20 protein-coding genes are annotated in these 22,173 nt (G+C 60.6%); 6 read left to right on the plus strand and 14 right to left on the minus strand.

The window, feature by feature from the left end; genetic code table 11:
• Nucleotides 1–15: 15 nt before the first annotated feature.
• The 4 genes from PSJE_RS25925 to PSJE_RS25940 all read right to left on the minus strand — a co-directional run bounded on the left by PSJE_RS25925 (nucleotide 16) and on the right by PSJE_RS25940 (nucleotide 4,131).
• The gene (locus PSJE_RS25925; protein WP_057715372.1) at nucleotides 16–765 is read right to left on the minus strand and encodes a hypothetical protein; all 750 of its coding nucleotides are present in this window, start codon (nucleotides 763–765) and stop codon (nucleotides 16–18) included.
• A gap of 102 nt (nucleotides 766–867) precedes the next feature.
• Nucleotides 868–2,514 (minus strand): DUF5666 domain-containing protein, encoded by a 1,647-nt coding sequence (locus PSJE_RS25930; RefSeq protein ID WP_090454837.1) that lies wholly within the window; start codon nucleotides 2,512–2,514, stop codon nucleotides 868–870.
• Entirely contained in the window at nucleotides 2,511–3,353 is an 843-nt protein-coding gene (locus PSJE_RS25935; protein ID WP_090454836.1) for a DUF6502 family protein, read from the minus strand. Before PSJE_RS25935 ends, PSJE_RS25930 begins: the two co-directional genes overlap by 4 nt.
• Before the next feature lie 205 nt (nucleotides 3,354–3,558).
• Nucleotides 3,559–4,131, minus strand: a complete 573-nt coding sequence (locus PSJE_RS25940) for a DUF2214 family protein (protein WP_090454835.1) — start codon at nucleotides 4,129–4,131, stop codon at nucleotides 3,559–3,561.
• Nucleotides 4,132–4,398: 267 nt separating this feature from the next.
• On the opposite strand from PSJE_RS25940, the gene PSJE_RS25945 reads away from it, so the two are divergent.
• Both PSJE_RS25945 and PSJE_RS25950 read left to right on the plus strand, forming a co-directional pair.
• Nucleotides 4,399–5,025, plus strand: coding sequence for a dihydrofolate reductase family protein (locus PSJE_RS25945; RefSeq protein WP_090454834.1), 627 nt, complete (start codon nucleotides 4,399–4,401; stop codon nucleotides 5,023–5,025).
• A 96-nt stretch (nucleotides 5,026–5,121) separates the two neighbouring features.
• A complete protein-coding gene (locus PSJE_RS25950) occupies nucleotides 5,122–5,928 on the plus strand; it encodes a glycosyltransferase family 2 protein (protein ID WP_090454833.1) in 807 nt (268 codons plus the stop codon).
• A gap of 75 nt (nucleotides 5,929–6,003) precedes the next feature.
• Here PSJE_RS25950 and sorB read toward each other — a convergent pair whose 3' ends face one another.
• The 3 genes from sorB to mqo form a co-directional block, all read right to left on the minus strand.
• Nucleotides 6,004–6,657, minus strand: a complete 654-nt coding sequence (gene sorB, locus PSJE_RS25955) for a SorB family sulfite dehydrogenase c-type cytochrome subunit (RefSeq protein ID WP_090454832.1) — start codon at nucleotides 6,655–6,657, stop codon at nucleotides 6,004–6,006.
• Between the two features lie 10 nt (nucleotides 6,658–6,667).
• Complete coding sequence (gene sorA / locus PSJE_RS25960) at nucleotides 6,668–7,927, minus strand: SorA family sulfite dehydrogenase catalytic subunit (protein WP_090454831.1); 1,260 nt, start codon at nucleotides 7,925–7,927, stop codon at nucleotides 6,668–6,670.
• Between the two features lie 637 nt (nucleotides 7,928–8,564).
• Nucleotides 8,565–10,211: a malate dehydrogenase (quinone) gene (mqo, locus tag PSJE_RS25970; protein ID WP_090454830.1), complete on the minus strand. Its 1,647-nt coding sequence runs from the start codon at nucleotides 10,209–10,211 to the stop codon at nucleotides 8,565–8,567.
• Between the two features lie 391 nt (nucleotides 10,212–10,602).
• On the opposite strand from mqo, the gene ilvD reads away from it, so the two are divergent.
• Complete coding sequence (gene ilvD / locus PSJE_RS25975; protein WP_090454829.1) at nucleotides 10,603–12,285, plus strand: dihydroxy-acid dehydratase; 1,683 nt, start codon at nucleotides 10,603–10,605, stop codon at nucleotides 12,283–12,285.
• Nucleotides 12,286–12,476: 191 nt separating this feature from the next.
• Here ilvD and PSJE_RS25980 read toward each other — a convergent pair whose 3' ends face one another.
• Complete coding sequence (locus tag PSJE_RS25980) at nucleotides 12,477–13,127, minus strand: DUF2238 domain-containing protein (RefSeq protein ID WP_090454828.1); 651 nt, start codon at nucleotides 13,125–13,127, stop codon at nucleotides 12,477–12,479.
• A gap of 157 nt (nucleotides 13,128–13,284) precedes the next feature.
• Between PSJE_RS25980 and PSJE_RS25985 the strand changes: the two genes are divergently transcribed.
• Nucleotides 13,285–13,716 (plus strand): nuclear transport factor 2 family protein, encoded by a 432-nt coding sequence (locus PSJE_RS25985; RefSeq protein ID WP_090454827.1) that lies wholly within the window; start codon nucleotides 13,285–13,287, stop codon nucleotides 13,714–13,716.
• A 130-nt stretch (nucleotides 13,717–13,846) separates the two neighbouring features.
• Here the strand turns inward: PSJE_RS25985 and PSJE_RS25990 are convergent, their stop codons facing one another.
• Nucleotides 13,847–14,662, minus strand: coding sequence for an AraC family transcriptional regulator (locus PSJE_RS25990; RefSeq protein WP_090454826.1), 816 nt, complete (start codon nucleotides 14,660–14,662; stop codon nucleotides 13,847–13,849).
• A 134-nt stretch (nucleotides 14,663–14,796) separates the two neighbouring features.
• Between PSJE_RS25990 and PSJE_RS25995 the strand changes: the two genes are divergently transcribed.
• A complete protein-coding gene (locus PSJE_RS25995) occupies nucleotides 14,797–15,315 on the plus strand; it encodes a carboxymuconolactone decarboxylase family protein (RefSeq protein ID WP_090454825.1) in 519 nt (172 codons plus the stop codon).
• 183 nt (nucleotides 15,316–15,498) lie between these two features.
• Here PSJE_RS25995 and PSJE_RS26000 read toward each other — a convergent pair whose 3' ends face one another.
• Together PSJE_RS26000 and PSJE_RS26005 are read right to left on the minus strand one after the other, a co-directional pair.
• On the minus strand, nucleotides 15,499–16,587 hold the full coding sequence (locus PSJE_RS26000; protein WP_090454824.1) for a polyamine ABC transporter substrate-binding protein: 1,089 nt from the start codon (nucleotides 16,585–16,587) through the stop codon (nucleotides 15,499–15,501).
• 54 nt (nucleotides 16,588–16,641) lie between these two features.
• Nucleotides 16,642–17,943 (minus strand): NAD(P)/FAD-dependent oxidoreductase, encoded by a 1,302-nt coding sequence (locus tag PSJE_RS26005; protein WP_090454823.1) that lies wholly within the window; start codon nucleotides 17,941–17,943, stop codon nucleotides 16,642–16,644.
• 163 nt (nucleotides 17,944–18,106) lie between these two features.
• On the opposite strand from PSJE_RS26005, the gene PSJE_RS26010 reads away from it, so the two are divergent.
• The gene (locus PSJE_RS26010) at nucleotides 18,107–19,006 is read left to right on the plus strand and encodes a LysR substrate-binding domain-containing protein (protein WP_090454822.1); all 900 of its coding nucleotides are present in this window, start codon (nucleotides 18,107–18,109) and stop codon (nucleotides 19,004–19,006) included.
• A 121-nt stretch (nucleotides 19,007–19,127) separates the two neighbouring features.
• Here PSJE_RS26010 and PSJE_RS26015 read toward each other — a convergent pair whose 3' ends face one another.
• From PSJE_RS26015 to PSJE_RS26025, 3 genes are read right to left on the minus strand one after another with little or no spacing between them, the layout of a single operon-like run.
• Entirely contained in the window at nucleotides 19,128–20,636 is a 1,509-nt protein-coding gene (locus tag PSJE_RS26015; protein ID WP_090454821.1) for a tripartite tricarboxylate transporter permease, read from the minus strand.
• Between the two features lie 15 nt (nucleotides 20,637–20,651).
• Complete coding sequence (locus PSJE_RS26020; protein ID WP_090454820.1) at nucleotides 20,652–21,134, minus strand: tripartite tricarboxylate transporter TctB family protein; 483 nt, start codon at nucleotides 21,132–21,134, stop codon at nucleotides 20,652–20,654.
• Between the two features lies 1 nt (nucleotide 21,135).
• Nucleotides 21,136–22,101 (minus strand): Bug family tripartite tricarboxylate transporter substrate binding protein, encoded by a 966-nt coding sequence (locus PSJE_RS26025; RefSeq protein ID WP_057715393.1) that lies wholly within the window; start codon nucleotides 22,099–22,101, stop codon nucleotides 21,136–21,138.
• Nucleotides 22,102–22,173: the final 72 nt, after the last annotated feature.

The following is a 22,173-nucleotide window of genomic DNA, read 5'->3' on the forward strand; positions in this document are numbered from 1 at the left end:
GGCAATGGCCAGGAATCAGAAAGCGTGGCTGAGCAACAGCCCGGCCTCGCCGTCCGGGCTGGCGTCGGAAAAGCCCTTGACGGCATATAACTGAAACTTCCATTCCTGATTGAGCTTGTGCGTGAGGAAGAGCGTCAGCTCCTTGATTTCGTCACCCGTGGAAACGACCTTCTGCCGCCAGTCGTAGGACACGCCCGCCGTGGTGCGCACGAACACGGGCATGGCAAAGCCCAGGCCGGCGAATATCGGGTTGTCGAAGTCGGAGCCCGACGGGTCGCCGAACTTTTTCCAGCCCAGGGTCGCGAACCCGGTCACAGGACCGAAGGCTTTGGCGACATCGACCTGGGCGGAATAGTCGGTTTTGCCGGTGCCCAGGCACTCGTCTTCGTCGGCGGTTGGCAACTTGACCTTGCCGATCAGGTCCACGAACAGCCCGCCAACGCTGCCGTCCAGCACAGCATAGTCGGCACCGGCAACGGTGTCGCCCAGACCGCTTTCCACCTTGCCGCAGCCGCCGGGCAGCGGCTCGCCGTCAGGGCCGACCGAAGGATTGGTGATGCGCAGCCAGGGCACGGTGAGCTTGTAGGTCATGGGGCCGGTTTCATATCTGCCCACCAGCGGGACGTACCATGTTTCGGAAGTCGTACCGGTGCCATAGTCGCCTCGTGAGTAGTCGGTTCCGATCGAGGTCGTAAAGGTATCGGCCAAGGTCGGCAAAGCCAGGCTGGCAAGCCAACCGACGAGCAGGATGCGCTTGGGATCCATGTTCACCTCGTGTCTGACGTCATCGAAGTTCACACGCATGATTTGTTGCGTGACTTACCCAGCCTAGTTACTTATGACGAAAGTGCATCATGACTGCACTGCTTAACCCGACTTGCCAGAGCGATCGACTTTTTCAACCGGCTCGACTTTTTCGACCTTCTCAACTTTTTCTGGCCGATCAACTTTGTCTATCTTCTCAACCTTTTCTGGCCGATCAACTTTCTCGACTTTCTCCGGACGTTCGACTTTCTCCACCTTCTCCACCTTCTCTACCTTCTCTACCCTCTCCACTTTCTCGATTCTGCCGGATTGCTCGACCCTCTCGACTCGCTCTGACTTGCCGGACTTGTCCACATCCACATCCACATCCACGTCCACGTCCACGTCCACGTCCACGTCCACGCGTTCAATCTTGTCGCCACCGCCATGACTGTCACTCCCCCCGTGGCGAGCATCGTCGACAACGCGGCCTTCGCTCTCGGAGCGGCCGCTCCTGTCACCGCCCGAGCTCCCTGAACTCCCCGAGCTGTCAGAGTTGCCGGAGTTGTCGGAGCCACTTGAGTCGATCGAGTTGCCCGAGCCACTTGAGTCGTCGGTGTCTTGCTCGCTGGTGCCGTGTCGTCCGTACCGGTTGCTCGCTGGCGAATCGGAGCGATCGCGGGGCAATTCAATACGCGTTGCCTGCACCTCCCGCGCGCCGGTGAACACGCCGTTGATCCGCACCCGTCGATCCAGCGCCAGCTCCGAAGCCTGCACACCGACAAACACGGTGTCGTGCGCCAGCGTCACATTAATGCCGCCCACCACCAAATGGCGGTCCTGCCGGCCCTGTACCAGACCCTCGATCACCGCATTGTGTGCCCGGCCAATGAAAGGCAGGCTCGGATCGGGGCGGCTTTGGTTCACGTCCAGCTCGCGGCCGGACCAATGGCCGCGCACCAGCATTTCCTGCGCCGGGCCTGGGTGATTGCTGAGCTTGAGCCCCTGGAGATAGCCACTGCGATCCACCGGGCCGATGGCACTGGCCTCCTTGAGGCCGGGCGCCCGATCGATGCGGCTGGCCACAACTTCGCCACGAGCATCGCGCAGCCCGCTGACCCGCACGGGATCCCCCGGACGCAGGCCGGCAGCGACCTGGGCACCGTTGGCCAGGCGTACCGGTTGCCCCATGACGCGCATGGGCATGGAGTCGCGCGGCAGGGCTGTCAAAGGGCCTTCGTAGGCGTGCAGGATAGAAATGCGCCCGGCCTCCAGACCGCGCCGGGAATTGAACGCTTCCACGGCAACCACTTGGCCTACCGCCAGGCGGGTACTGGAGCTGGCGATGCCGTTCTCGCTGACAGGAACGTTTTTGTTGAAGTGCACTTCCACGCCATTGACGCAGATCGAGGCGAACCCGGTGATGGTGCCGACAATGCCGGTGCCACCGATTCCTCCGTTATCGTTGCTGATGCCCGTGCCACCCACTCCACCTGCAACGGCACCGGTGCCGCCAATGCCGCCAGGGCTCTTTTTCAGTGGTGCGCCGGTACCACCGATCCCACCGTTGTCGGTGTCGATGCCGGTACCGCCCATGCCGCCAGGTGTTGCGCCCGTGCCGCCGGTGCCACCAGGTGCCTCGATGACCGGCACTTCGCTGGTGCCCGCATCATTCTGGCTGACACAGGCTGGGGCGGCTTGCAACACACTTGCAAGCCCGAGGCCCAGAACGAGGGCGACTGCACGAATCAGGCGCAATTTGACGGTCATGGTTCAGGGGCTGTTGGCGAGTTGGGATCGGAAGCTTCAGTGTAGAAGTACAAGCCGACTGTGATGCGCTGGCGCGGTTCAAGGCTGGGCAGGTCCCGGGACTCCAGTTCGGCGGCGAGTCGGTTGAAGCTCAACAGGGCCTGCATTCCCTCGCTGGCCACGGCCTCGCGTAACGCCTCGACGCTCATCGGGGCCAGTGCGTCATAGTGGACGCTGCGTTCAAAAAAGGCCGGGGCTTCGCTGCTCAGGTTGTGAACCGCAGCGCAAGCATGATCGTGCAGATTGTGCCCCAGGTAAGCCGCTTTCTCATCGAAGCCCTTTTGTGGCACGAAGGCCTGGGCTTCAAGGTGCACGCGCTCTTGTTCGTCAAGGCGCACGACCCCCAGGCGCAGCCACTCGTCCAGCACCACCCGCGCCCTGATATCGGTACTGACCTTCGCCACCAAGGCGTCAAAGGAGCGGTCGCCGCCGACACTGGCCAATCGAGGCAACGGCAGTGGCTGGCCGGCGTCGTTGCAGAAAGGCGCGCTGGCCCAGGCGTTGACCAGTTGTGCACCAAACGTGATGTTTTCCGGAAGCGTGGAAGCAGCCGGATCACCGGCATTGCGCAAGCGCCGTACATCTTTGCGGTGCACACCGGTGAGCAGGCTGATGCGGCTGTCGGTCGGTGCCTTCTCGCCCAGGCGGAACTCACGGTCCGCCACTTCGACGAAAACCTCCTTGAGCAGGTCGGCAAACACCAGGTAGGTGACGCCTTTGCGCAGCATCAGGCGCACCAGCGGCCGCATGACATGTCGCAAGGCTTTGAGGAGCGAGGTGGGCAGCGTTGACGATTGCATTCAGCGAATTCCTGGGTAGATAACCCCAGTATAGCCGCGTGGGAAATAATCCCATGAATTTACCGAGAGCCGTGCCAACGCAATACCCGTTGCTATCCGGGAGCAGCTTGGGAGCAATTCGTCAGTCTTACAGTTTCGCCTGATTTTTATGCGCGGGAACTTTTCCCGCGCAATGAAGCTGGCCCGAATTTACAGGAATGGATCGCTACCCCGGTACCGAGTTTTTTTGCGCATCGACACTGCCCGCCCTGCCGGCAACTGCCAGTGCCACGCAACAGGCCAGCAACGAGAATGCGACGAATGCGCCCATCACATGCAGGTAAGGCAACACGTGATTCCAGGCTCGAGCCACGCCCAGGAAAGCGGCGAATAGCCAACCGCTCATGGAAAACGCACCCAACAAGGCGAGCCGCGTGCGGCCTGCACTGCGCAGTGCGACGAATGGAGCCTTTTGCAGCAGCGGGAAGCCGACTCGATGCAAGAGTGCACCGTTGAGGCTCAGCAGCGCGACGACCGTCACCTTGGCCCAGAGTTTCTGATTGAGCAGATACGCGTCGCCTTCATTGAGGTAACCCTGAAGCACCAGCAACAGTCCACTTGCCCAAAGGGCCAGCAGTGCAAGGCTGACGATCTTCTGAGTTTCATCGAGGTATTCAAGCCTCGCCTGGTCCAGTACTTCCTTGCGCCAACTCCAAAGCTTGTGATCCGCCTGCAACACCCTCCCCAGGGCAATACACGTAGCGAGCAGATGACCGTACACGAGAAGCATTTTGAGCATTGCCTTGACCTTATTATTGTTTTGGCGCTGCGTTCCCTGCTTCGCTGAATTGAAACCGAATGATACAAATTTGCAATTGCACCTTCAAGACAAATCCTCGTTAACACGCACCTGCACAGACCACCATACGACTTTCGTCGTATATGGGCCGCGCACTTTGTTGTCGATTTCACAGCGTCTGGTTCGACTACCTTTCAGGGAACGGTCTCAAGGAATTGCAGACTTCCCTGTCTAAACGCTTAAACCGGAATGAATCAGGAGAAGAGCATGCGCACACTGACCGTTGCCGCATTCGTGAGTCTGGACGGCGTCATGCAAGCGCCTGGCGGGCCCGAAGAGGATTCCAGTAGCGGATTCCGCTTCGGTGGCTGGATCGTGCCCTACGCCGACAAAACCACCGGCCAGGCCGTACAGGACCTGTTCTCGCAGCCATTCGAGTTGCTGCTGGGGCGTCGCACCTACGACATCTTCGCCGCCTATTGGCCGAACATTCAGGCCGATTCAACCCATCACACCATCGCTGACCTGTTCAACGCCGTCCCCAAGCATGTGGCCACCCATCGCGCCGACTCGCTGGCCTGGCACAACAGTCATGCGCTGAAGGGCAACCTGGTCGACGCGATCAACGCGCTTAAACGCCAGGACGGTCCTCAGCTTCTGACCCAAGGCAGCGGCGATCTGGTGCGCCAACTGCTTGCCGCCGGCCTGGTGGACGAGTTGCGGCTGATGATTCATCCCATCCTGCTGGGGCGCGGCAAGCGCCTGTTCGACGACAACGCACAAGCGTCAGCCTTCACCCTGGTGAATTCGATCAGTTCACCCGGGGGTGTGCTGATCGCCCGCTACATCCGCAGTGGCGAAGTGCGTACAGGTTCATTCGAAGGCGTCAGGTAGCGATAGCCTGCATCTGTGTCACCCAGGTGAAATTAAGCTTGGGCTAAGGTTGCCCCTTTAGTCTTCGACCCTTTCGGGTAGTCGAGCATTTCGAAGATGGGTCGTGTCGATACAAACGCCAAGCCACCGTTCAGCATCGTTCTGGTTAATTACAAAACTCCGGAGCTCACCAGGATCTGCCTGGAACTGTTGCAGGAGCATGTCCAAAAATCAGGCATTGCGGTCTGGGTGGTCGATAACGGTTCGGCGGACGCCAGCGTCGAGTATTTGCGCTCGCTCGACTGGATCAACCTGATCGAACGCGATGCCCCCACCAAAGAACCGGGGCACATCGCCCATGGCAAAGCGCTGGACATGGCGCTGGCCAGGGTCAATACCGACTACCTGTTCCTGATGCACACCGACACGTTCGTCTTCGATGCAAACGTCTTTGCGATGATGATGGACCACTGCACCAAGGATCAAAACGTCATCGCGGTCGGTTGCACGGAGCAACTCAACCGCGGACTGCCAAGGACCGTTTGGCGCTTCACTTCACGCCTGATCAAGCACCACTACCGACGCCTGAAGCAATCGCTCGGCCTGCGCTCGAAGGACCCGAAGCCCTACAAGGAAACCCACTTGAAAAGCTTTTGCACGCTATGGAATGGCAGGCTGATGAAGCAGCAGGGTTTGCATTTTCAGATCGATGACCGCGTGCCCGGTTATGAGCTGCAAGACCGCGTGATCAGGCTTGGCTACAAAGTCGTGTTCCTTTCGCCCGGCAAAATCTTCAAGTACCTGGACCACGTCCAGTCTGGCACCGTCGCTGCTGCAGGCGGATATGGCCAAGGTCATCGACGGACGAAAATGTACCAGGACATTCTCAAGCGCTTCAGTGCAACCCACTCCTCGATATCTTGAACAAACCCGCGCCCGCAAAAAAGCCCACTGACCGTCGCCGGTTCAGTGGGCTTTTCGCATCAGGCCGAGACTGACCTACTGTTGCAGGATAAAAGTCGCCAGGCTTTTCAGGTCGTCCGGGCTCAACTGCGCGAACGGCGGCATGGGCACATCCCCCCACTTTCCGCTGCCGCCGCGCTGGATGCTGGACATAAGCCTGTCCATTGCCTGCGGGTCCTTGGCATATTTGGCCACCACATCGCGGTAGGCCGGGCCTACCACTTTGTGATCGGTCGCGTGGCAGGACAGACAGGCATTGTTCTGCAGCAAAGCCTTGGCGTCGACTTTTGCCCCAGCCCCAGCCACCGCCGGGAGCTGGGCCGCCGGGGCGTTCGAGGCCGCCAGAACATCGGCATCATTGGCCTTCGCACTGCCGTAGGTCACCGCCAGGTAAGCGCCGATAACACTCACATCCCGGTCGCTGATCGGGGCGCCGTACACGTGCTGCATCTTGCCCGCTTCCGCGGTCCACTGCGCCAGGCTCATACCAGGCGGCTGGAAGTTGATGTAATCGGCCGAATGGCAGACGGAACACTTCTGCTGCGCCAAAGCGTAGCCAGGCATCGTGCTGGGCTTGAACGCAGCCGTTTCAGGCGGCAGCGTGATGGACAGCGGCGCGGCGCCAGCCAGGGTGGCCAGACAAACCTGAGCCGCGCAGAGCAAGGCGGTCATGCATTTCACAAGTTTCATGCGGCCCTCCTCAGGCGACGGTCACGTGGGTGGTTTCGACGACGTGGCGGCGGTAGCCAGCGGGATTCCAGTCGGCCTGCAGCGGTTGCGTCTCGCCAGCACTGTTGCTGGCCCGCACCATCAATGGTGTGGCGCCCTTGCCGGTAAAGGTGATCGGCAGTGTCCACTCACGGAAGGAGTAACGGCCAAGGTCCTGCCCGAGCGTGGATTCACGCCAGGTTTTTCCGCCGTCGATCGACACCTCCACCTTGTTGACCCCAACGCCACCGTCGAACGCGATGCCCTTGAGCACCACGCTTTTGTTCAGCGGCAGTACATCGCCGTGTTTAACACTGGTGATGAAACTGCGCACCGGCAATCTGGAAATCGGCTGGGTTTTCGCCGCCGTGGTGCCTGGGGCAATACAGAAGCAATCGTTATCCGGAACCCGGTAACCCTTGGCCATGAAGAAACCGTCGTAGGTATGGTCGACGACTTCGATCTCACTCAGGTGCTTGACCCAGTAGGTGCCGAAGTAGCCTGGCACCACCAGACGAATCGGGTATCCGTTGAGAAATGGCAGGTCGGTGCCATTCATCGACCACGCGATCATGGGCTCGCCGTCCATGGCATGACTGATGTCCAGCGCCTTGATGAACTCCGGCGTGCTTGGCAACACCGGCTTATCGAGCCCACGGAAAGTCACTTGCCGGGCCTCGGCTTTCACACCGGCCTTTTCCAATACCGCCTTGAGTGGTACCCCTACCCAGCGCGCATTGCCCATGGAGCCATTGCCCAACTGAGCACCGAACACGCGAGGCATCGAGAAGCCACGACTGTTACCCGAACACTGATTGACGGCCACCACTTCCACCGGGGCGGCAAGGGCCTTGAGCTCGGCAAGGGAAAGCGACAGCGGCGTGTCGACCAAGCCCTTGATCGTCAGGCGGTAGCTGTCCGGATCGATGCTGGTCGGGAAATTGGCCAGGTGGTAACGCACGAAAAAGGCGTCATTGGGCGTGATCGGTCCTTCGTTGAAGACCGGGAACGGCGTCTCCAGATGCGGCGGCCGAGTAGTCACCAGGGTCAACGGGCGTTTTTGCGGGTATTGCACCAGCGGTCGTGGGCCTGCGGCAAAGGTCACGTCTTCGACGGATTCACTGGCCGCTGCGGATTCGTCGGCTGCCCTGGCCAGGCTTGCCAACGGCGACGCCGCCAAAGCCAAAGTGAAAGCATCGCGTAAAACCCGCCGGCGGCTCGGCTGGCTGCTGTCTACAAAACTGAACTTCATTCTGCGCTCTCTATGATTGTTTTATTGAGATGCAACTGACTGTGGGAGCGAGCTTGCTCGCGATGGTCGTTAACGAAAACGCGTGCTTACTGACTAAACGCAGCGCACTTGAGTCCATCGCGAGCCAGCTCGCTCCTACAAATTCCCGCCAGGGCGGAGAGGTATCAGGCTTACGGTTTCGCCTTACCGAGGTCGGAAAACAAACCAGTATCGTCAGGGCCGAACTGCCTGCTTCTCATTGAGCGTCAGTGACTTGACAATTGATGACAGCCCCCCCCGTTACGGCCGGCGTAGACGCTCCGAGCTCAAAGCGTTGCCTGTGCCATCTCCCACAAAAAAACCCACTGACCGTCGCCGGTTCAGTGGGTTTTTTCACATCAGTCTAAAAACTGCCCTCGCCTGCTGCCGCCAAGGCAATGGTCTGTCCAAATTGCATAAACGCCAGCTTGTAGGAGCGAGCTTGCTCGCGATGGACGTCAACGATAACGCGTGCTGCCTGAGTGCCCGCGTTGTCCTGGCGTTTTTCGCGAGCAGGCTCGCTCCTACAGGGAATCAGGGGTATTTCGAGGGATCCGAGAGCAAAAAAGCCCACTGACCGTCGCCGGTTCAGTGGGCTTTTTTTGATCCGGCAGTCTAATTAGAGAGCCATATCACTCGCAGCACTAGCTTTCGGCGCTTTCGCATCCGTATCGACAGTCACTGGCTTCACAGCCGGCGCAATCACCGCTGGTGGCGGAGTCAGTTCCAGCACCTTGGCGGTGTAGGCCCATTCTTCAGCAACCTTCTCAGGGCTGGCGTTCAGCTGGGTGCCGTAGCTCGGTACGATCTGGTGCAGTTTTGCCTGCCACTCAGGGGTCGCGACCTTGTCCTTGAACACTTTCTGCAGCACGGTCAGCATGATCGGTGCGGCGGTCGATGCGCCTGGGGAGGCGCCCAGCAGGCCGGCGATGCTGCCGTCTTGCGAAGCGACGATTTCGGTGCCCAGTTTCAGCACGCCACCGGCGGCTTCATCACGCTTGATGATCTGCACGCGCTGGCCGGCTTGCCACAGGCGCCAGTCTTCAGCCTTGGCGTTCGGGAAGTATTCCTTCAGGGCGTTGAGGCGGTCTTCGTCAGACAGCATCAACTGGCCTGCCAGGTACTCGACCAGCGGGTATTCCTTGATGCCGACCTTGGTCATTGGCCACACGTTGTGGGTGGTCGTGGTGGTCAGCAGGTCCAGGTACGAACCTTCTTTCAGGAACTTGGTGCTGAAGGTCGCGAACGGGCCAAACAGGATCACGCGCTTGCCGTCCAGCACGCGGGTGTCCAGGTGCGGAACCGACATCGGCGGTGCACCAACGGAGGCTTTGCCGTAGGCCTTGGCCAGGTGTTGCTCGGCGATGGTTGGGTTCTCGGTCACGAGGAACGAGCCGCCTACCGGGAAGCCTGCGTATTCCTTGGCTTCAGGAATGCCGGACTTCTGCAGCAGGTGCAGGGCACCGCCGCCGGCACCGATGAACACGAACTTGGCGTCGGTTTCGGTCTTGCTGCCGTCTTTCAGGTTTTTGTAGCTGACACGCCAGCTGCCGTCTTCGTTCCGGGTGATGTCCTGTACTTCGCTGGACAGCTTCAAGTCGAACTTCGGCGTGGTTTGCAGGTGCGCAACGAACTGGCGGGTGATTTCGCCGAAGTTCACGTCGGTACCCAGCGGGCTCCAGGTGGCCGCGATCTTCTGGCTCGGGTCACGCCCTTCCATCATCAGCGGCACCCACTGCTTGATCACAGCCGGGTCTTCGGAGTACTGCATGCCAGCGAACAGCGGGCTCGCTTGCAGGGCTTCGTAGCGTTTTTTCAGGAACTTGATGTTGTCATCGCCCCACACGAAGCTCATGTGCGGTGTGGAGTTGATGAACGAACGCGGGTTCTTCAGCACGCCTTGCTGAACCTGCCAGGCCCAGAACTGACGGGAGATCTGGAACGCTTCGTTGATTTCAACGGCCTTCGGGATCGAAACCTTGCCGTTCTCGTCTTCAGGGGTGTAGTTCAGCTCGGCCAGGGCGGAGTGACCGGTACCGGCGTTGTTCCAGCCGTTGGAGCTTTCCTGGGCGACGCCGTCGAGGCGCTCGATCATTTCCATCGAAGTGCCGGGTTCCAGCTCATTGAGCCACACACCCAGGGTCGCGCTCATGATGCCGCCGCCGATCAGCAGTACGTCGACTTTCTTGGCTTCTTCGGCCTGGGCTGTCGTCATCCCCAACGACAAGGCCAGCCCCAGCAGGGCTGTGTTCACTTTCTTAAACATCTGTAGCACCTATGATAAAACGCCATCCGCCCTTCCATCCTCATGCGCACAGCCCCGTGTTTCACGGCAGTCACGGGTGCGGCACTCAAGGATTGCAGGGTGGGCACACAAGGCCGACGAACCGCATCGACCCCACTTTAATGTCCCTTCTGAACTGACTTTTTATCTTTATTGGCTTCAGCTACTTGAGCGACAGTGATTCTGCTCGCCCGTCTCAAGGACAGGAAAACTGAATAGATCAAACCAAGTTGTCGCGAAGAATATCACGACAAGGCTTACCCGCGCGTCTGTTCCCGACCGGTTAGCCCGGGCCCGGGCGCCCGGCCTTCTATACTCATCCTGTTTTTCTCAACGAGTGTGTGAGCAACAGCCATCAGCGATAGGAGCAGTCATGAGCGACAAAGACGATCTGCGCAAGTACTCCTCTCAGGTAATCGACGGCGTAGAGGCCGCACCGGCACGCGCCATGCTGCGGGCCGTGGGCTTTACCGATGCAGACTTCACCAAGCCGCAGGTAGGCATCGCCTCGACCTGGGCCATGGTCACGCCCTGCAACATGCACATCGACAAGCTGGCGCTCGAAGCCGAAAAAGGCGCGAATGCCGCCGGTGCCAAGGGCGTGATATTCAACACCATCACCATTTCCGACGGCATCGCCAACGGCACCGAAGGCATGAAGTATTCGCTGGTGTCCCGCGAGGTGATCGCCGATTCCATCGAAGTGGTCACCGGTTGCGAAGGTTTCGACGGCCTGGTGACCATCGGCGGCTGCGACAAGAACATGCCGGGGTGCCTGATCGGCATGGCGCGGCTGAACCGACCGTCGATCTTTGTCTATGGCGGCACCATCCAGCCGGGGGCTGGCCACACCGACATCATTTCCGTGTTCGAGGCCGTGGGCCAACACGCGCGGGGCGACATCAGCGAGATTCAGGTCAAGCAGATCGAGGAAGTGGCGATTCCCGGCCCCGGTTCCTGTGGCGGCATGTACACCGCCAACACCATGGCCTCGGCCATTGAAGCCTTGGGCATGAGCCTGCCCGGTTCCAGCTCCCAGGACGCCATTGGCGCCGACAAGGCCTCGGACAGTTTCCGCGCCGGCCAGCAGGTCATGGAGCTGCTCAAGCTCGACCTCAAGCCTCGCGACATCATGACCCGCAAAGCTTTCGAGAACGCCATCCGCGTGGTGATCGCCCTCGCCGGCTCGACCAACGCCGTGCTGCATCTGCTGGCCATGGCCAATGCGGTGGATGTCGAACTGACCCTGGATGACTTCGTCGAGCTGGGCAAGGTTTCCCCGGTGGTCGCCGACCTGCGCCCCAGCGGTAAATACATGATGAGCGAGCTGGTGGCCATCGGCGGCATTCAACCGCTGATGAAGCGCATGCTCGATGCCGGCATGCTGCACGGCGATGTGCTGACCGTCACCGGCCAGACCCTGGCGGAAAACCTGGCCAGCGTGCCCGACTACCCGGCCGGCCAGGACGTGATCCGGCCTTTCGACCAGCCGATCAAAAAGGACTCCCACCTGGTCATTCTACGCGGCAACCTCTCGCCCACCGGCGCCGTGGCCAAGATCACCGGCAAGGAAGGCCTGCGCTTCGAAGGCACGGCCCGGGTCTATCACGGCGAAGAAGGTGCACTGGCCGGCATTCTCAATGGCGAAGTCCAGCCCGGCGAAGTGATCGTGATCCGCTACGAAGGGCCAAAGGGTGGCCCGGGCATGCGCGAAATGCTCTCGCCGACGTCGGCGGTCATGGGCAAGGGCCTGGGCAAGGAGGTGGCGCTGATCACCGACGGGCGTTTTTCCGGCGGTTCCCACGGTTTCGTGGTCGGTCACATCACGCCGGAAGCCTTTGAGGGCGGACCGATTGCACTGGTCGAGAATGGCGACAGGATCATCATCGATGCTGAAACCCGGCTGATCACGGTGGATGTCTCCGACGCCGTGCTGGCCGAGCGCAAGTCGCGCTGGGTGCGGCCGGAATCAAAATACAAGCGCGGGGTGCTGGCCAAGTATGCGAAGACGGTGTCCAGTGCTTCGGAGGGGGCTGTGACGGATAAGTATCTTTAGGCCGCTGGTCCTGCGTTTTCTGGGCTATTGCCATCGCGAGCAAGCTCGCTCCCACAGTTGATCTTCGGCAAATGGAGATCCCCTGTGGGAGCGAGCTTGCTCGCGATGGCGTCCTGTCAGGCACCCCCTACCTCAAAACCTGAACCGATCAACCGACCGCGACAGCTGCCCCGCCGAAGCCGTCCACCCGATCACCTTGCAGTCGTCACCGGTTGCTTTTGCGCCATGCCGCGCAAAGACACCAGCGACAGGCTGACAAACGCACCGGCGACCGCGATGGCCATGTCCTTTTGCGAATCCCAGGGATCGTTTTGCGCACCGACGAAGGCCTTCGCCGTGTCTTTGCCCAGGAAAGCACCGCCGATCCATTCCACCAGCTCGTACAAGGCGGATGTCGACAGCATGATGTTCAGGGTCACGAAAAACAGCCAGAACCCGCGCAGTGGCGTCAGCCGCCACAGCACTTCGCGCACCGGATAAACCAGCAGCAGCCCATAGCTCAGATGTACCAGGCGGTCGTAGTGATTGCGATGAGCACCTGTCGCCCGGTCGAAACTGAAGCCCAACCACGCCGAAGACCATTGTTCGTAAGGCACCAGGGAATAGGTGTAGTGGGCGCCCAGTTCATGCACGCACAGAAACGCAAACACCAGCGTGATGGACACCGCAGACAAGCGGAACCGCCGTGAAACCGCCACCAGCGTCCCCACCAGCAACAGCACCAGCAGGTTCTCCAGCGCCCAGTCCACGCGGCTGCGGGGAGCAAAACCCGACACCACGACAATCACCAGAAACACCATGAGCAACGTCAGGTCGTGCCGTAAACGCGGGTCAGGCTGCATGGCGCAATACCTCGAAGTCAGGGCATCGCCCTTTTAACTTCGAGGTACGGTCACCGGGCAAGTTCGCTTTTTTCCTCCATCGCATGCTACGTTGTACGATGACTGACGAATACTCGAGCAGTCGTCGCGCTATCCCTACAACAACAAGGAAACACCCATGAAAAAAGCAACAGTGCTGATTGGTTTTCTGTGCCTGTTCAGTGGCTACGTCGCCGCCGCCCCGGCCGCCGCGGACAAAGACGTGGCCCAGGCTGTCGACCACCTGACCCAGGCCATGCTGCACAAAGACATCCCTGAGCTGAACGCCTTGACCGCCGAGAACCTGACCTACGGGCATTCCAGCGGCAAGATCCAGGACAAGCAGGCCTTCATCGCCGACATCGAAACCGGCAAAAGCGCCTTCAAGACCCTTGAGATGCAAAACCAGACCATTACCGTCTCGGGCGATGTCGCGCTGGTCCGTCACCACTTCTCGGCGCAAGCGCTCAAAGGCACTGAGGTGGTGCCCACCGAAATCGAAAACTTCCAGATCTGGCAAAAGCAGAAGGGCAAATGGCTGCTGGTAGGACGGCAGGCGTTCAAGTTCTGATGCATTGCTAAAACCGCCCCATAACCTGTGGGAGCGAGCTTGCTCGCGATAGCGTCATGCCAGTCGACATTGATGTTGAATGGACTACCGAATCGCGAGCAAGCTCGCTCCCACAGGTTTTTCGGGTGAATCAGTTGCCCCTCCATTCCCGCGGGCTGAGCCCGGTCTTGCGACGAAACGCCCGGGCCAGTGCCGAGGGGCTTTCGTAACCGACTTCCTCGGCAATCAACGCAATCGGCCGGCCCTCGCGCAAGCGCTTTTGCGCCAGGCTGATGCGCCAGCTCACCAGATAATCCACCGGCGTCTGCCCGACCACCCGGCGAAAATGTTCGGCGAAACTGGCCCGCGACATGTTGGCGGCGACCGAAAGTTCGGCCACGCTCCAAGCCTTGGCCGGGGTTTCATGCATCAGGCTCAGAGGCCGCGCCAGGCGCGCATCGGCGAGGCCGGCCATCATGCCCGGTTGCTGGCCACCCGTACTCAGAATGTGCCGCAGCAACAGAATCACCAGCAATTCAAACAACCGGTCCATTACGGCTTCACGCCCGCATGTGCCGTCAAACGCCTCGTTGAACAGCCATTCCAGAGTCCCGGCCAGTGCCGGGATTTCATCGAGCTTGAGCACCAGGTAATCAGGCAGTGCCGCCGCCAGGGCATTGCCCGCGCCGCCGTCGAAATCCAGGGTCGCGCAGACCAGTTGCGTGCCGGACGCTTCTGAAGCGAACAGGCGATGCCGATAGGGCCGGGGGAAAAATATCAGGGTCGGTTCGGTCAGTTGCAGATCCGGCTGATCCCCCAACCTGAGCAGCAACTCACCCGCCTGAAGCAGGTGCAAATGACCGCTGACCTGTTGGCCGTCGAAGGCGGTGGTACCGCAAAACGTGCCGCTATGGAACGTGCCGGCATTGACGCCAAAGTGTGTGAGCAACGTAGACAAGCGATCCATGACAAGGCTCCCGAAGGCAGTTCTGGACGATCTGTCGCATATCCTCGACGATTTGCACCCAACAAGCCAGGCGTTCTCCCTAACATCAGCTCCGTACCCAGCGCATTCCGCGCTTCACACCACGGAGTATCACCATGACCCGCATTGCCCCGATCAGCCTGGAACACGCCACCGACGCCACCCGCCCGCTGCTGGAAGGCGTGCAGAAGAAAATCGGCTTTTTGCCCAACGTCTTCAAAGTATTGGCCCACGCCCCGGCGGTGTTGGCCTCGTACCTGCAAAACTCGGCCGCACTGAGCAAGACGTCCTTAAGCGCCACGGAAAAAGAAGCGGTGTCCCTGGCTACTTCGCAGGTCAACGGCTGCGACTACTGCCTGGCCGCTCACACGCTGTTCGCCAGCAAGGCCGGGCTGTCGAAGCAGGACATCCTCAGCGCACGACACGGTGAACTAAACGCCATAGCCACCCTCGCCCGCCAGATCACCGAAAGCCGTGGCCACCTGACGGTCGAACAGATCGCCGCTGCGCGTGCCGCCGGTATCGACGACGGCAAGATCATCGAAGTGATCGCCCATGTAGCTTCGCAGACATTGACCAACTACCTGAACAACGCCGTGCTGACCGACCTCGACTTCCCGGCCATCGATGCCTGAGCCCATCTAGCGTAAATCCAGTCTGAAAAAACCTGTGGGAGCGAACCGAAACCTGTGGGAGTGAGCTTGCTCGCGATGAGGGTGTGCCAGTCGACATCATAGGTGTCTGACATACCGCTATCGCGAGCAAGCTCGCTCCCACAGGTTCAGCGTCACTTCAGATTGATCGTGATCATAAGACGATCAGGTATTGGTTTTCAGCTTGGTCCACAACCTCGTGCTCAACCGTGCGATGGCCGCGGGCAAGTCCTCGACGGTGAACAGCTTGTCCATCACGTTTTTCGGCGGGTAGATCGCCAGGTCCTGCTTCACCGCCGGGTCAACGAAGGCATCCGCCGCACTGTTGGGGTTGGCGTAATGGATGCTGTTGCTGATGTTGGCAATCACCTTCGGCTCCAGCAGGTAGTTCATGTAGCCGTAGCCGTTGCGCTCATGGGGTGCGTTCTTGGGCATGACGACCATGTCCAGCCACAAGGTGGAACCCTCGTCCGGGATCGAGTAGGCAATATCGATCCCGTTTTTCGCCTCCCTGGCACTGGCGGCGGCCTGCACGATATCGCCGTTGAAACCGATCACCGCGCAGACGTTACCGTTGGCCAGGTCGCTGATGTACTTGGACGCATGGAAATACTGGACGTAAGGCCGGATCTTCAGCAGCGCCTGCTCGGCTTTCTTGTAGTCGGCAGGCTCATGGCTGTGGGGCGGCAGGCCCAGATAGTTAAGCGTGATCGGCAGGATCTGCGTCGGGTTGTCGATGATCGCCACCCCACATTCGCTGAGCTTCTTGATGTTGTTCTCGTCGAAAAACAGGCTCCAGGACCGGGTGACGTCGGTATTGCCGAAGATCGCCTTGATCTTCTCGACGTTGTAACCGATGCCCGCCGTGCCCCACATGTAGGGGTAGCCGTACTGGTTGCCCGGATCGTTGACCTCAAGTTTTTTCATCAGCGCCGGATCGAGGTTTTTCCAGTTGGGCAACTGGCTCCGGTCGAGTTTCTGGATGGCACCGGCCTTGATCAGGCGCGACAGGAAGTGGTTCGACGGGCTGACCACGTCATACCCGGTGTTGCCGGTCATCAGCTTCGACTCCAGCACTTCGTTGCTGTCGTGTATGTCGTAGGTCGCCTTGATCCCGGTTTCCTTGTTGAAGTTGACCAGGGTGTCGTCGGCGATGTAGCCGTTCCAGTTGGAAATATTGACGGTTTCGTCGGCATGAGTCGCGGCGGAAAAGGTCGAGATCAGGGCCACAAGGGAAAGCGTATTGACGCGCATGTTGAATCACCTTCGATGGGAAGTGCTTTTGTTCTTGTTGTGAAATGGGTGTTTTCAGATTTCGCTTCTGGCCCGGACCGTCTCCACGCGCATACGCAGCATGGCACCGATGTCGAGCAAGGGCTTGGGCGGCAGCCAGCCGGGTTGTGCCCGTTGAATGACCGATTGCAGCAACGGCGAATCACGACCCGAGGCCAACTCCACCAGCAAGCGGCCCCACAGCGTGCCCCGTGCCACGCCGGAACCATTGCACCCGGCCACGGCGAAAACGCCCTCCTCGACTTTGCCGAAATACGGCTGCCCGGAACGCGAAGCGCTGAGATGACCGGTCCAGGTGTATTCGATGTCCTGCTCGCCGAGCATCGGGAAACGTCGTTGCAACCCCAGCACATGGTGCTGGCGGCGGATCGACAATTCGCTCAATGAAAGATCCCGCGAGCGGTATTCCGCGGTGTTGCGGATCATCACCCGGCGATCCGGGGTCAGGCGCACCGTGGCGCCCAACGGGCGGGTCGACAGCACACCCCAGGACGCTGGCGCACCAAGGGCTTGAAACTCTTGATCGCTGAGCGGCCGCGTAAGGCTGGCGCTGAGCTCCATTGCGAAGGTGCCGCTGTCATCGATGCCCGCGCGAGGGATAAAGGCGTTCAGGCAGACCAAAACCTGTTTGGCTTCGACACAGCCGTTTTGGCCCCGGGCGCGAATCCGGCCGTCACCCAGGCGCTCAAGACCTGCGATATCGGTGTTCTCGTAGACCGTCACTGTCGGCGGCAGGGCATCGAGCAAGCCCCTAACGTACTTCGCCGGTTGCAGCAGCGCATTGCCGTTGCCGCACCAGATCGCGGCGCGGTAGTGCCGGCTGCCGAGTTTTTCGATCAATGGCTCGCCTTGCAGAAATTGCGCGCTGGCGCCAACGGCACGCAGGGTCTGCAGCTTGGCCTCGACGTGAGTCAGCTTGCGTGGGTCGCTGACGGCGAAGAAGTAGCCCGATTCCCTGAAGTCGCATTCGATGCCATGGCGGGTGATCTGCTTGCGGACTTCGTCGGCGGCTGCGCGGCCGATTGCCGTATCCGCTTGATACCCGGCGAATCCGTCGCTACCCAGTAGCTCCCCGGCAGCGGGATGCTCATGAGCCACCACAAAACCGGAGTTGCGCGCCGAAGCGCCTTGCGCGGCACGCTGGCGGTCAACAACCACGATACGTGCCTGGGGGTGCATTTGCGCCAGAGCGTGCGCCGCACTTAGGCCGGTGATGCCAGCACCGATCACCAGCCAATCGGCTTGCTGCGCGCCTTTGAGCGGCTCGCGCAAGGGGGAACTCCCCGCTTGCGCAATCCAGCCACAGATATTTTCCATGTGTCACCTCAGGTTCTTGTTCTGCGAACCGTCTCGATCCAAAACAGCACTGCATGCAGAATTTGCATAAGCTGTTTTCGAGGACGGTGGCGATGACTAGAATCTAAAGGCTCAAAACGCAGGCAACCAACGTTATTAAATCATCGAGGTATTCTGAAAACGCATGGACAAGATTCGCCACGTGCCCTCGCTGCAGGGCTTGCAGGCTTTGGTCGAGGTTGCCGGGTCAGGCAGCTTCACCCAAGCGGCGCAAAAGCTCTGCCTGACCCAGAGCGCGGTGAGCCGACAGATTCAGCAACTGGAGAGCCACTTTGGCCTGCCGCTGTTTGTCAGGAGCAGCCGCAGCCTTCAACTGACCGCCGAGGGCGAACAGGTACTGGCCAGCGCCCGCAGCATCCTTGAACAGTTGCGTACCCTCGAAGACCGGCTCGCGCCGCAAAAACGCCCGTTCCGCATTCGCATGCACGTGTCACTGGCGGTGCGCTGGCTGCTGCCCAAACTGAGCGATTTCTACCGGCATCACCCGGACGTATCCCTGGCAATCGAAACCGTGGCCACCGAAGTGGTCGAGCCGGCCAGCGACAGTGACGCCTACATTCTCTATCTGCCTGAGCCGTCCACAGCGCCCGATTGCCTGACCCTGTTCGAAGAGGCATTGGTGCCCGTGTGCGCGCCAGGGCTCGGCACCAACGACCGGCCATTGGCTTCGCAAGAAGATCTGTCGGGTTTCGCGTTGCTGCACCGCTCCTCTGATCAACATGACTGGAAGGTCTGGCTGTCAGCCCATGGTGGCATGTCGCTGCATGACTACCGGCACATCCCTTTCAACCTCGACGAACTGGCACTCGATGCCGCCGCCCGGGGCCTGGGCGTGGCGATGACCGACATGACCCTGGCGGGTGAGTCGATTCAACGGGGCGAACTGGTGATTCCGTTCGGGGAGCCGTTGAAGACACGGGGGATCTACTCGTTGTGCCTGCAACCCTCGGCGGCATCGCACCCAGCCTGCGCACCGGTCATGCAATGGTTTGCCGCGCAAACCACAACACCGCCAGTCAACTAAGCCCCAGAATCTGTGGGAGCGAGCTTGCTCGCGATGAGGGCGTGCCAGTCGGTATCACAGGTGTCTGACACACCGCTATCGCGAGCAAGCTCGCTCCCACAGGAATTGCGCATCGCAGGACTCAATCATCCTCATGCAACTTGATGCCGCGTTTATGCAACACATAGGGCACCATCAGCACCAGCAGCGTCAGGGCGAGGAAGAATGCCGAGATCGGTTGCGTGACGAACACCGTCCAGTCGCCCTGGCTGATGGACAAGGCGTTACGCAGTTGTTTCTCGGCCATCGGCCCCAGCAGCATGCCGACGATCACGGGGGCGACGGGGAAGTCGAAACGCCGCATCAACACCCCGCCCCAGCCAATCGCCAACATCAGTAGCAGGTCGAAGGATGAGTGGCGCATGCCATACACGCCGATGGTGGCGAATACCAGGATGCCGGCATTCAGGTATGGCCGGGGGATTTGCAGCAGTTTGACCCACAGCCCCACCAGCGGCAGGTTCAACACCAGCAGGATAACGTTGCCGATGTACAGCGACGCCACCAATGTCCAGACCAGGTCGGCGGAGGTTTCGAACAGCATCGGCCCTGGTTGCAGGTTGTAGTTCTGGAACGCCGCCAGCAGGATCGCAGCGGTAGCGGACGTCGGGATGCCCAGGGTCAGCAACGGCACCAAAGACCCGGTCGCGCTGGCGTTGTTGGCCGCTTCCGGGCCGGCGACGCCTTCGATGGCGCCCTCGCCCTTGTTGGCGGAAAACTCCTTGGGGTACTTGCTGAGCTTGCGCTCGGCGGAATAGGACAAAAAGGTTGGAATCTCGGCGCCACCGGCCGGAATCGAACCAAACGGGAAACCGATCAGCGTGCCCCGAAGCCACGCGGGCACCGAGCGTTTCCAGTCCGCGCGGGTCATCCACAATGAGGTCAGGCGATGCCGCCCTTCGTTTGATTCCGTTTGATAAAGCAAGCTGTACAAGGCCTCGCCCACCGCGAACAACCCGACCGCCACCAGCACCACTTCGATGCCGTCCACCAGTTCGGGCACGCCGAGGGTGTAGCGGGCAATACCCGAGGTCGAGTCCAGCCCGATCAAACCGATGGTCAGCCCGACGCCGAGCGAAGCGAACCCGCGCAGCATCGAAGCGCCGAGCACTGCCGACACGGTGGTGAACGACAGCACCAGGATCGCGAAATATTCGGTCGGCCCAAAATTCAGGGCCAGCCTGGCCACGACGGGTGCGAACAGGGTCAGCAAAACGGTGGCGATGGTGCCGGCGACGAACGAGCCTATCGCCGCCGTTGCCAGCGCAGGTCCCGCCCGGCCGTTGCGCGCCATCAGGTTGCCTTCCAGGGCCGTGACCATGGAGGACGATTCACCGGGTGTGTTGAGCAGGATCGAGGTGGTCGAGCCACCGAACTGCGCGCCGTAATAGATACCGGCGAACATGATCAAGGCGCCGGTGGGGTCGACCTTGGCAGTGATCGGCAACAGCAGGGCCACCGTCAGCGCCGGACCGATCCCCGGCAATACGCCGATGGCGGTGCCGAGCAGGCAGCCGATGAACCCCCACATCAGATTGATCGGCGTCAGCGCCGAGGAAAACCCCATCGCCAGGCTTGAAAGAATGTCCACGGTGTCGATCTCCTTTCAAAGCCAAATGTTGATCAGCGACGGCAGGGAAACCCCCAGCCCGGCGTTGAACAGCCAATAGATCGGCAAGGTCAACGCAATGCCGATGGCCAGGTCCCGCACGGGATGACGGCTGCCAAAACCCCGCGCCGAACAGGCGAACAGCAACCCGGCGGCCAGTACGAAACCGATCAAGTTGATCAGCAGGGCCACCCCCACCAACCCTCCAGTAACCCAGGCGGCTCCGGATTTACCGCCAGGGATCGCACCATTGCCGCTGTCCAGTTCGCGAAAACCGCCGGTGAGCGCCTGATAACTGAGCAACAGGCCCACCACGCCGAGAAAGCCGGCGACGATCCAGGGGTAGACGTAAGCCGGCAGAATCACGAAGCCCATCTCGGCTGGAAAGCGGTTGGCCCCCACGGCCAGCAAGGCGCTAAGGGTGATCAGTCCAAGGCCGATCGCCAATTGCGTCGGTACGATTGCGCGTGACCCGGCCATCTCAAAGCAGCCCGACCTTGACCAGCATCGCCCGCAGACGCACGTGCTCTTCGTCGACGAACTTGCCGAAGTCATCACCGGTCAACACGCTCTCGGTCCAGGCATTGGTTTTAATGTTGTCCTGCCAGACTTTGCTTTTGCTGGCGGTCACGACCGCGTCCGTCACTTCTTTACGCTGCTCGGCTGTGAGGTTCGCAGCACCGTAGACACCGCGCCAATTGCCGATGATCACGTCGTAGCCGCTTTCCTTGAGGGTCGGCGCATCGATCCCCGGGACACGCTCGGGCGCACCGATGGCCAGCACCCGGATCTGGCCGTTCTTGATGTATTGACCCAGTTCGGCGTAGCCCCCGGTGAGCACCTTGATCTGGCCGCCCAGGGTCTGGGCCACGATTTCACCCCCGCCGCCGGTGGCGATGTAATTGACCTTGTTGACCGGGACATCCAGTTTGCCAGCCAGCTCGGCGATGCCGATGTGGTCGATCGACCCCTTGGAACCACCGCCAAAGGTGACGCCGGTGGGCTTTTCCTTGAAGTCCTTGATCAGGTCATCGAGGGTCTTGTATGGCGAATCCTTGCGCACGGCAATCACGTTGTACTCGGTGAACAGCCGGGCAATGGGCGTCACATCCTTCAGGCTGATCTGCGGTTTGTTCTGTTCGATCCCCGCGACCATGATCGCGCCGACCACCAGCAATGCGTTCGGGTCACCCTTGGTGCTGTTGGCAAATTGCGCCAGCCCCAGGGTCCCGCCCGCCCCGCCCTTGTTCTCGAAGGTCGCGGACTTGGCCGTATTGGCCTCGACCATGGCCTTGCCCAGCACCCGGGCGGTCTGGTCGTAACCACCGCCCACCGAACCCGGGGCCATGAATTTCACGGTATCCAACGCGAAGGCTGGTGCGACAAGCACGGCAGCGGTCAAACCGGCGGCCATGCAGCGACTGAAACGACGGATCAAGGCGGACATGGGATCTCCTGATTGCATTGTTTTTATCGGTGCCGCTTGCCCATCGAGGTGTGCGATGGACCGGGGCCTGCA

The organism is Pseudomonas jessenii, from assembly GCF_002236115.1.
Lineage (GTDB): Bacteria > Pseudomonadota > Gammaproteobacteria > Pseudomonadales > Pseudomonadaceae > Aquipseudomonas > Aquipseudomonas jessenii.

Coding starts and splice junctions, on each gene's coding strand:
- PSJE_RS25925 (WP_057715372.1), bottom strand. CDS start 765: ATGGATCCCAAGCGCATCCTGCTCGTCGGTTGGCTTGCCAGCCTGGCT.
- PSJE_RS25930 (WP_090454837.1), bottom strand. CDS start 2,514: ATGACCGTCAAATTGCGCCTGATTCGTGCAGTCGCCCTCGTTCTGGGC.
- PSJE_RS25935 (WP_090454836.1), bottom strand. CDS start 3,353: ATGCAATCGTCAACGCTGCCCACCTCGCTCCTCAAAGCCTTGCGACAT.
- PSJE_RS25940 (WP_090454835.1), bottom strand. CDS start 4,131: ATGCTCAAAATGCTTCTCGTGTACGGTCATCTGCTCGCTACGTGTATT.
- PSJE_RS25945 (WP_090454834.1), top strand. CDS start 4,399: ATGCGCACACTGACCGTTGCCGCATTCGTGAGTCTGGACGGCGTCATG.
- PSJE_RS25950 (WP_090454833.1), top strand. CDS start 5,122: ATGGGTCGTGTCGATACAAACGCCAAGCCACCGTTCAGCATCGTTCTG.
- sorB (WP_090454832.1), bottom strand. CDS start 6,657: ATGAAACTTGTGAAATGCATGACCGCCTTGCTCTGCGCGGCTCAGGTT.
- sorA (WP_090454831.1), bottom strand. CDS start 7,927: ATGAAGTTCAGTTTTGTAGACAGCAGCCAGCCGAGCCGCCGGCGGGTT.
- mqo (WP_090454830.1), bottom strand. CDS start 10,211: ATGTTTAAGAAAGTGAACACAGCCCTGCTGGGGCTGGCCTTGTCGTTG.
- ilvD (WP_090454829.1), top strand. CDS start 10,603: ATGAGCGACAAAGACGATCTGCGCAAGTACTCCTCTCAGGTAATCGAC.
- PSJE_RS25980 (WP_090454828.1), bottom strand. CDS start 13,127: ATGCAGCCTGACCCGCGTTTACGGCACGACCTGACGTTGCTCATGGTG.
- PSJE_RS25985 (WP_090454827.1), top strand. CDS start 13,285: ATGAAAAAAGCAACAGTGCTGATTGGTTTTCTGTGCCTGTTCAGTGGC.
- PSJE_RS25990 (WP_090454826.1), bottom strand. CDS start 14,662: ATGGATCGCTTGTCTACGTTGCTCACACACTTTGGCGTCAATGCCGGC.
- PSJE_RS25995 (WP_090454825.1), top strand. CDS start 14,797: ATGACCCGCATTGCCCCGATCAGCCTGGAACACGCCACCGACGCCACC.
- PSJE_RS26000 (WP_090454824.1), bottom strand. CDS start 16,587: ATGCGCGTCAATACGCTTTCCCTTGTGGCCCTGATCTCGACCTTTTCC.
- PSJE_RS26005 (WP_090454823.1), bottom strand. CDS start 17,943: ATGGAAAATATCTGTGGCTGGATTGCGCAAGCGGGGAGTTCCCCCTTG.
- PSJE_RS26010 (WP_090454822.1), top strand. CDS start 18,107: ATGGACAAGATTCGCCACGTGCCCTCGCTGCAGGGCTTGCAGGCTTTG.
- PSJE_RS26020 (WP_090454820.1), bottom strand. CDS start 21,134: ATGGCCGGGTCACGCGCAATCGTACCGACGCAATTGGCGATCGGCCTT.
- PSJE_RS26025 (WP_057715393.1), bottom strand. CDS start 22,101: ATGTCCGCCTTGATCCGTCGTTTCAGTCGCTGCATGGCCGCCGGTTTG.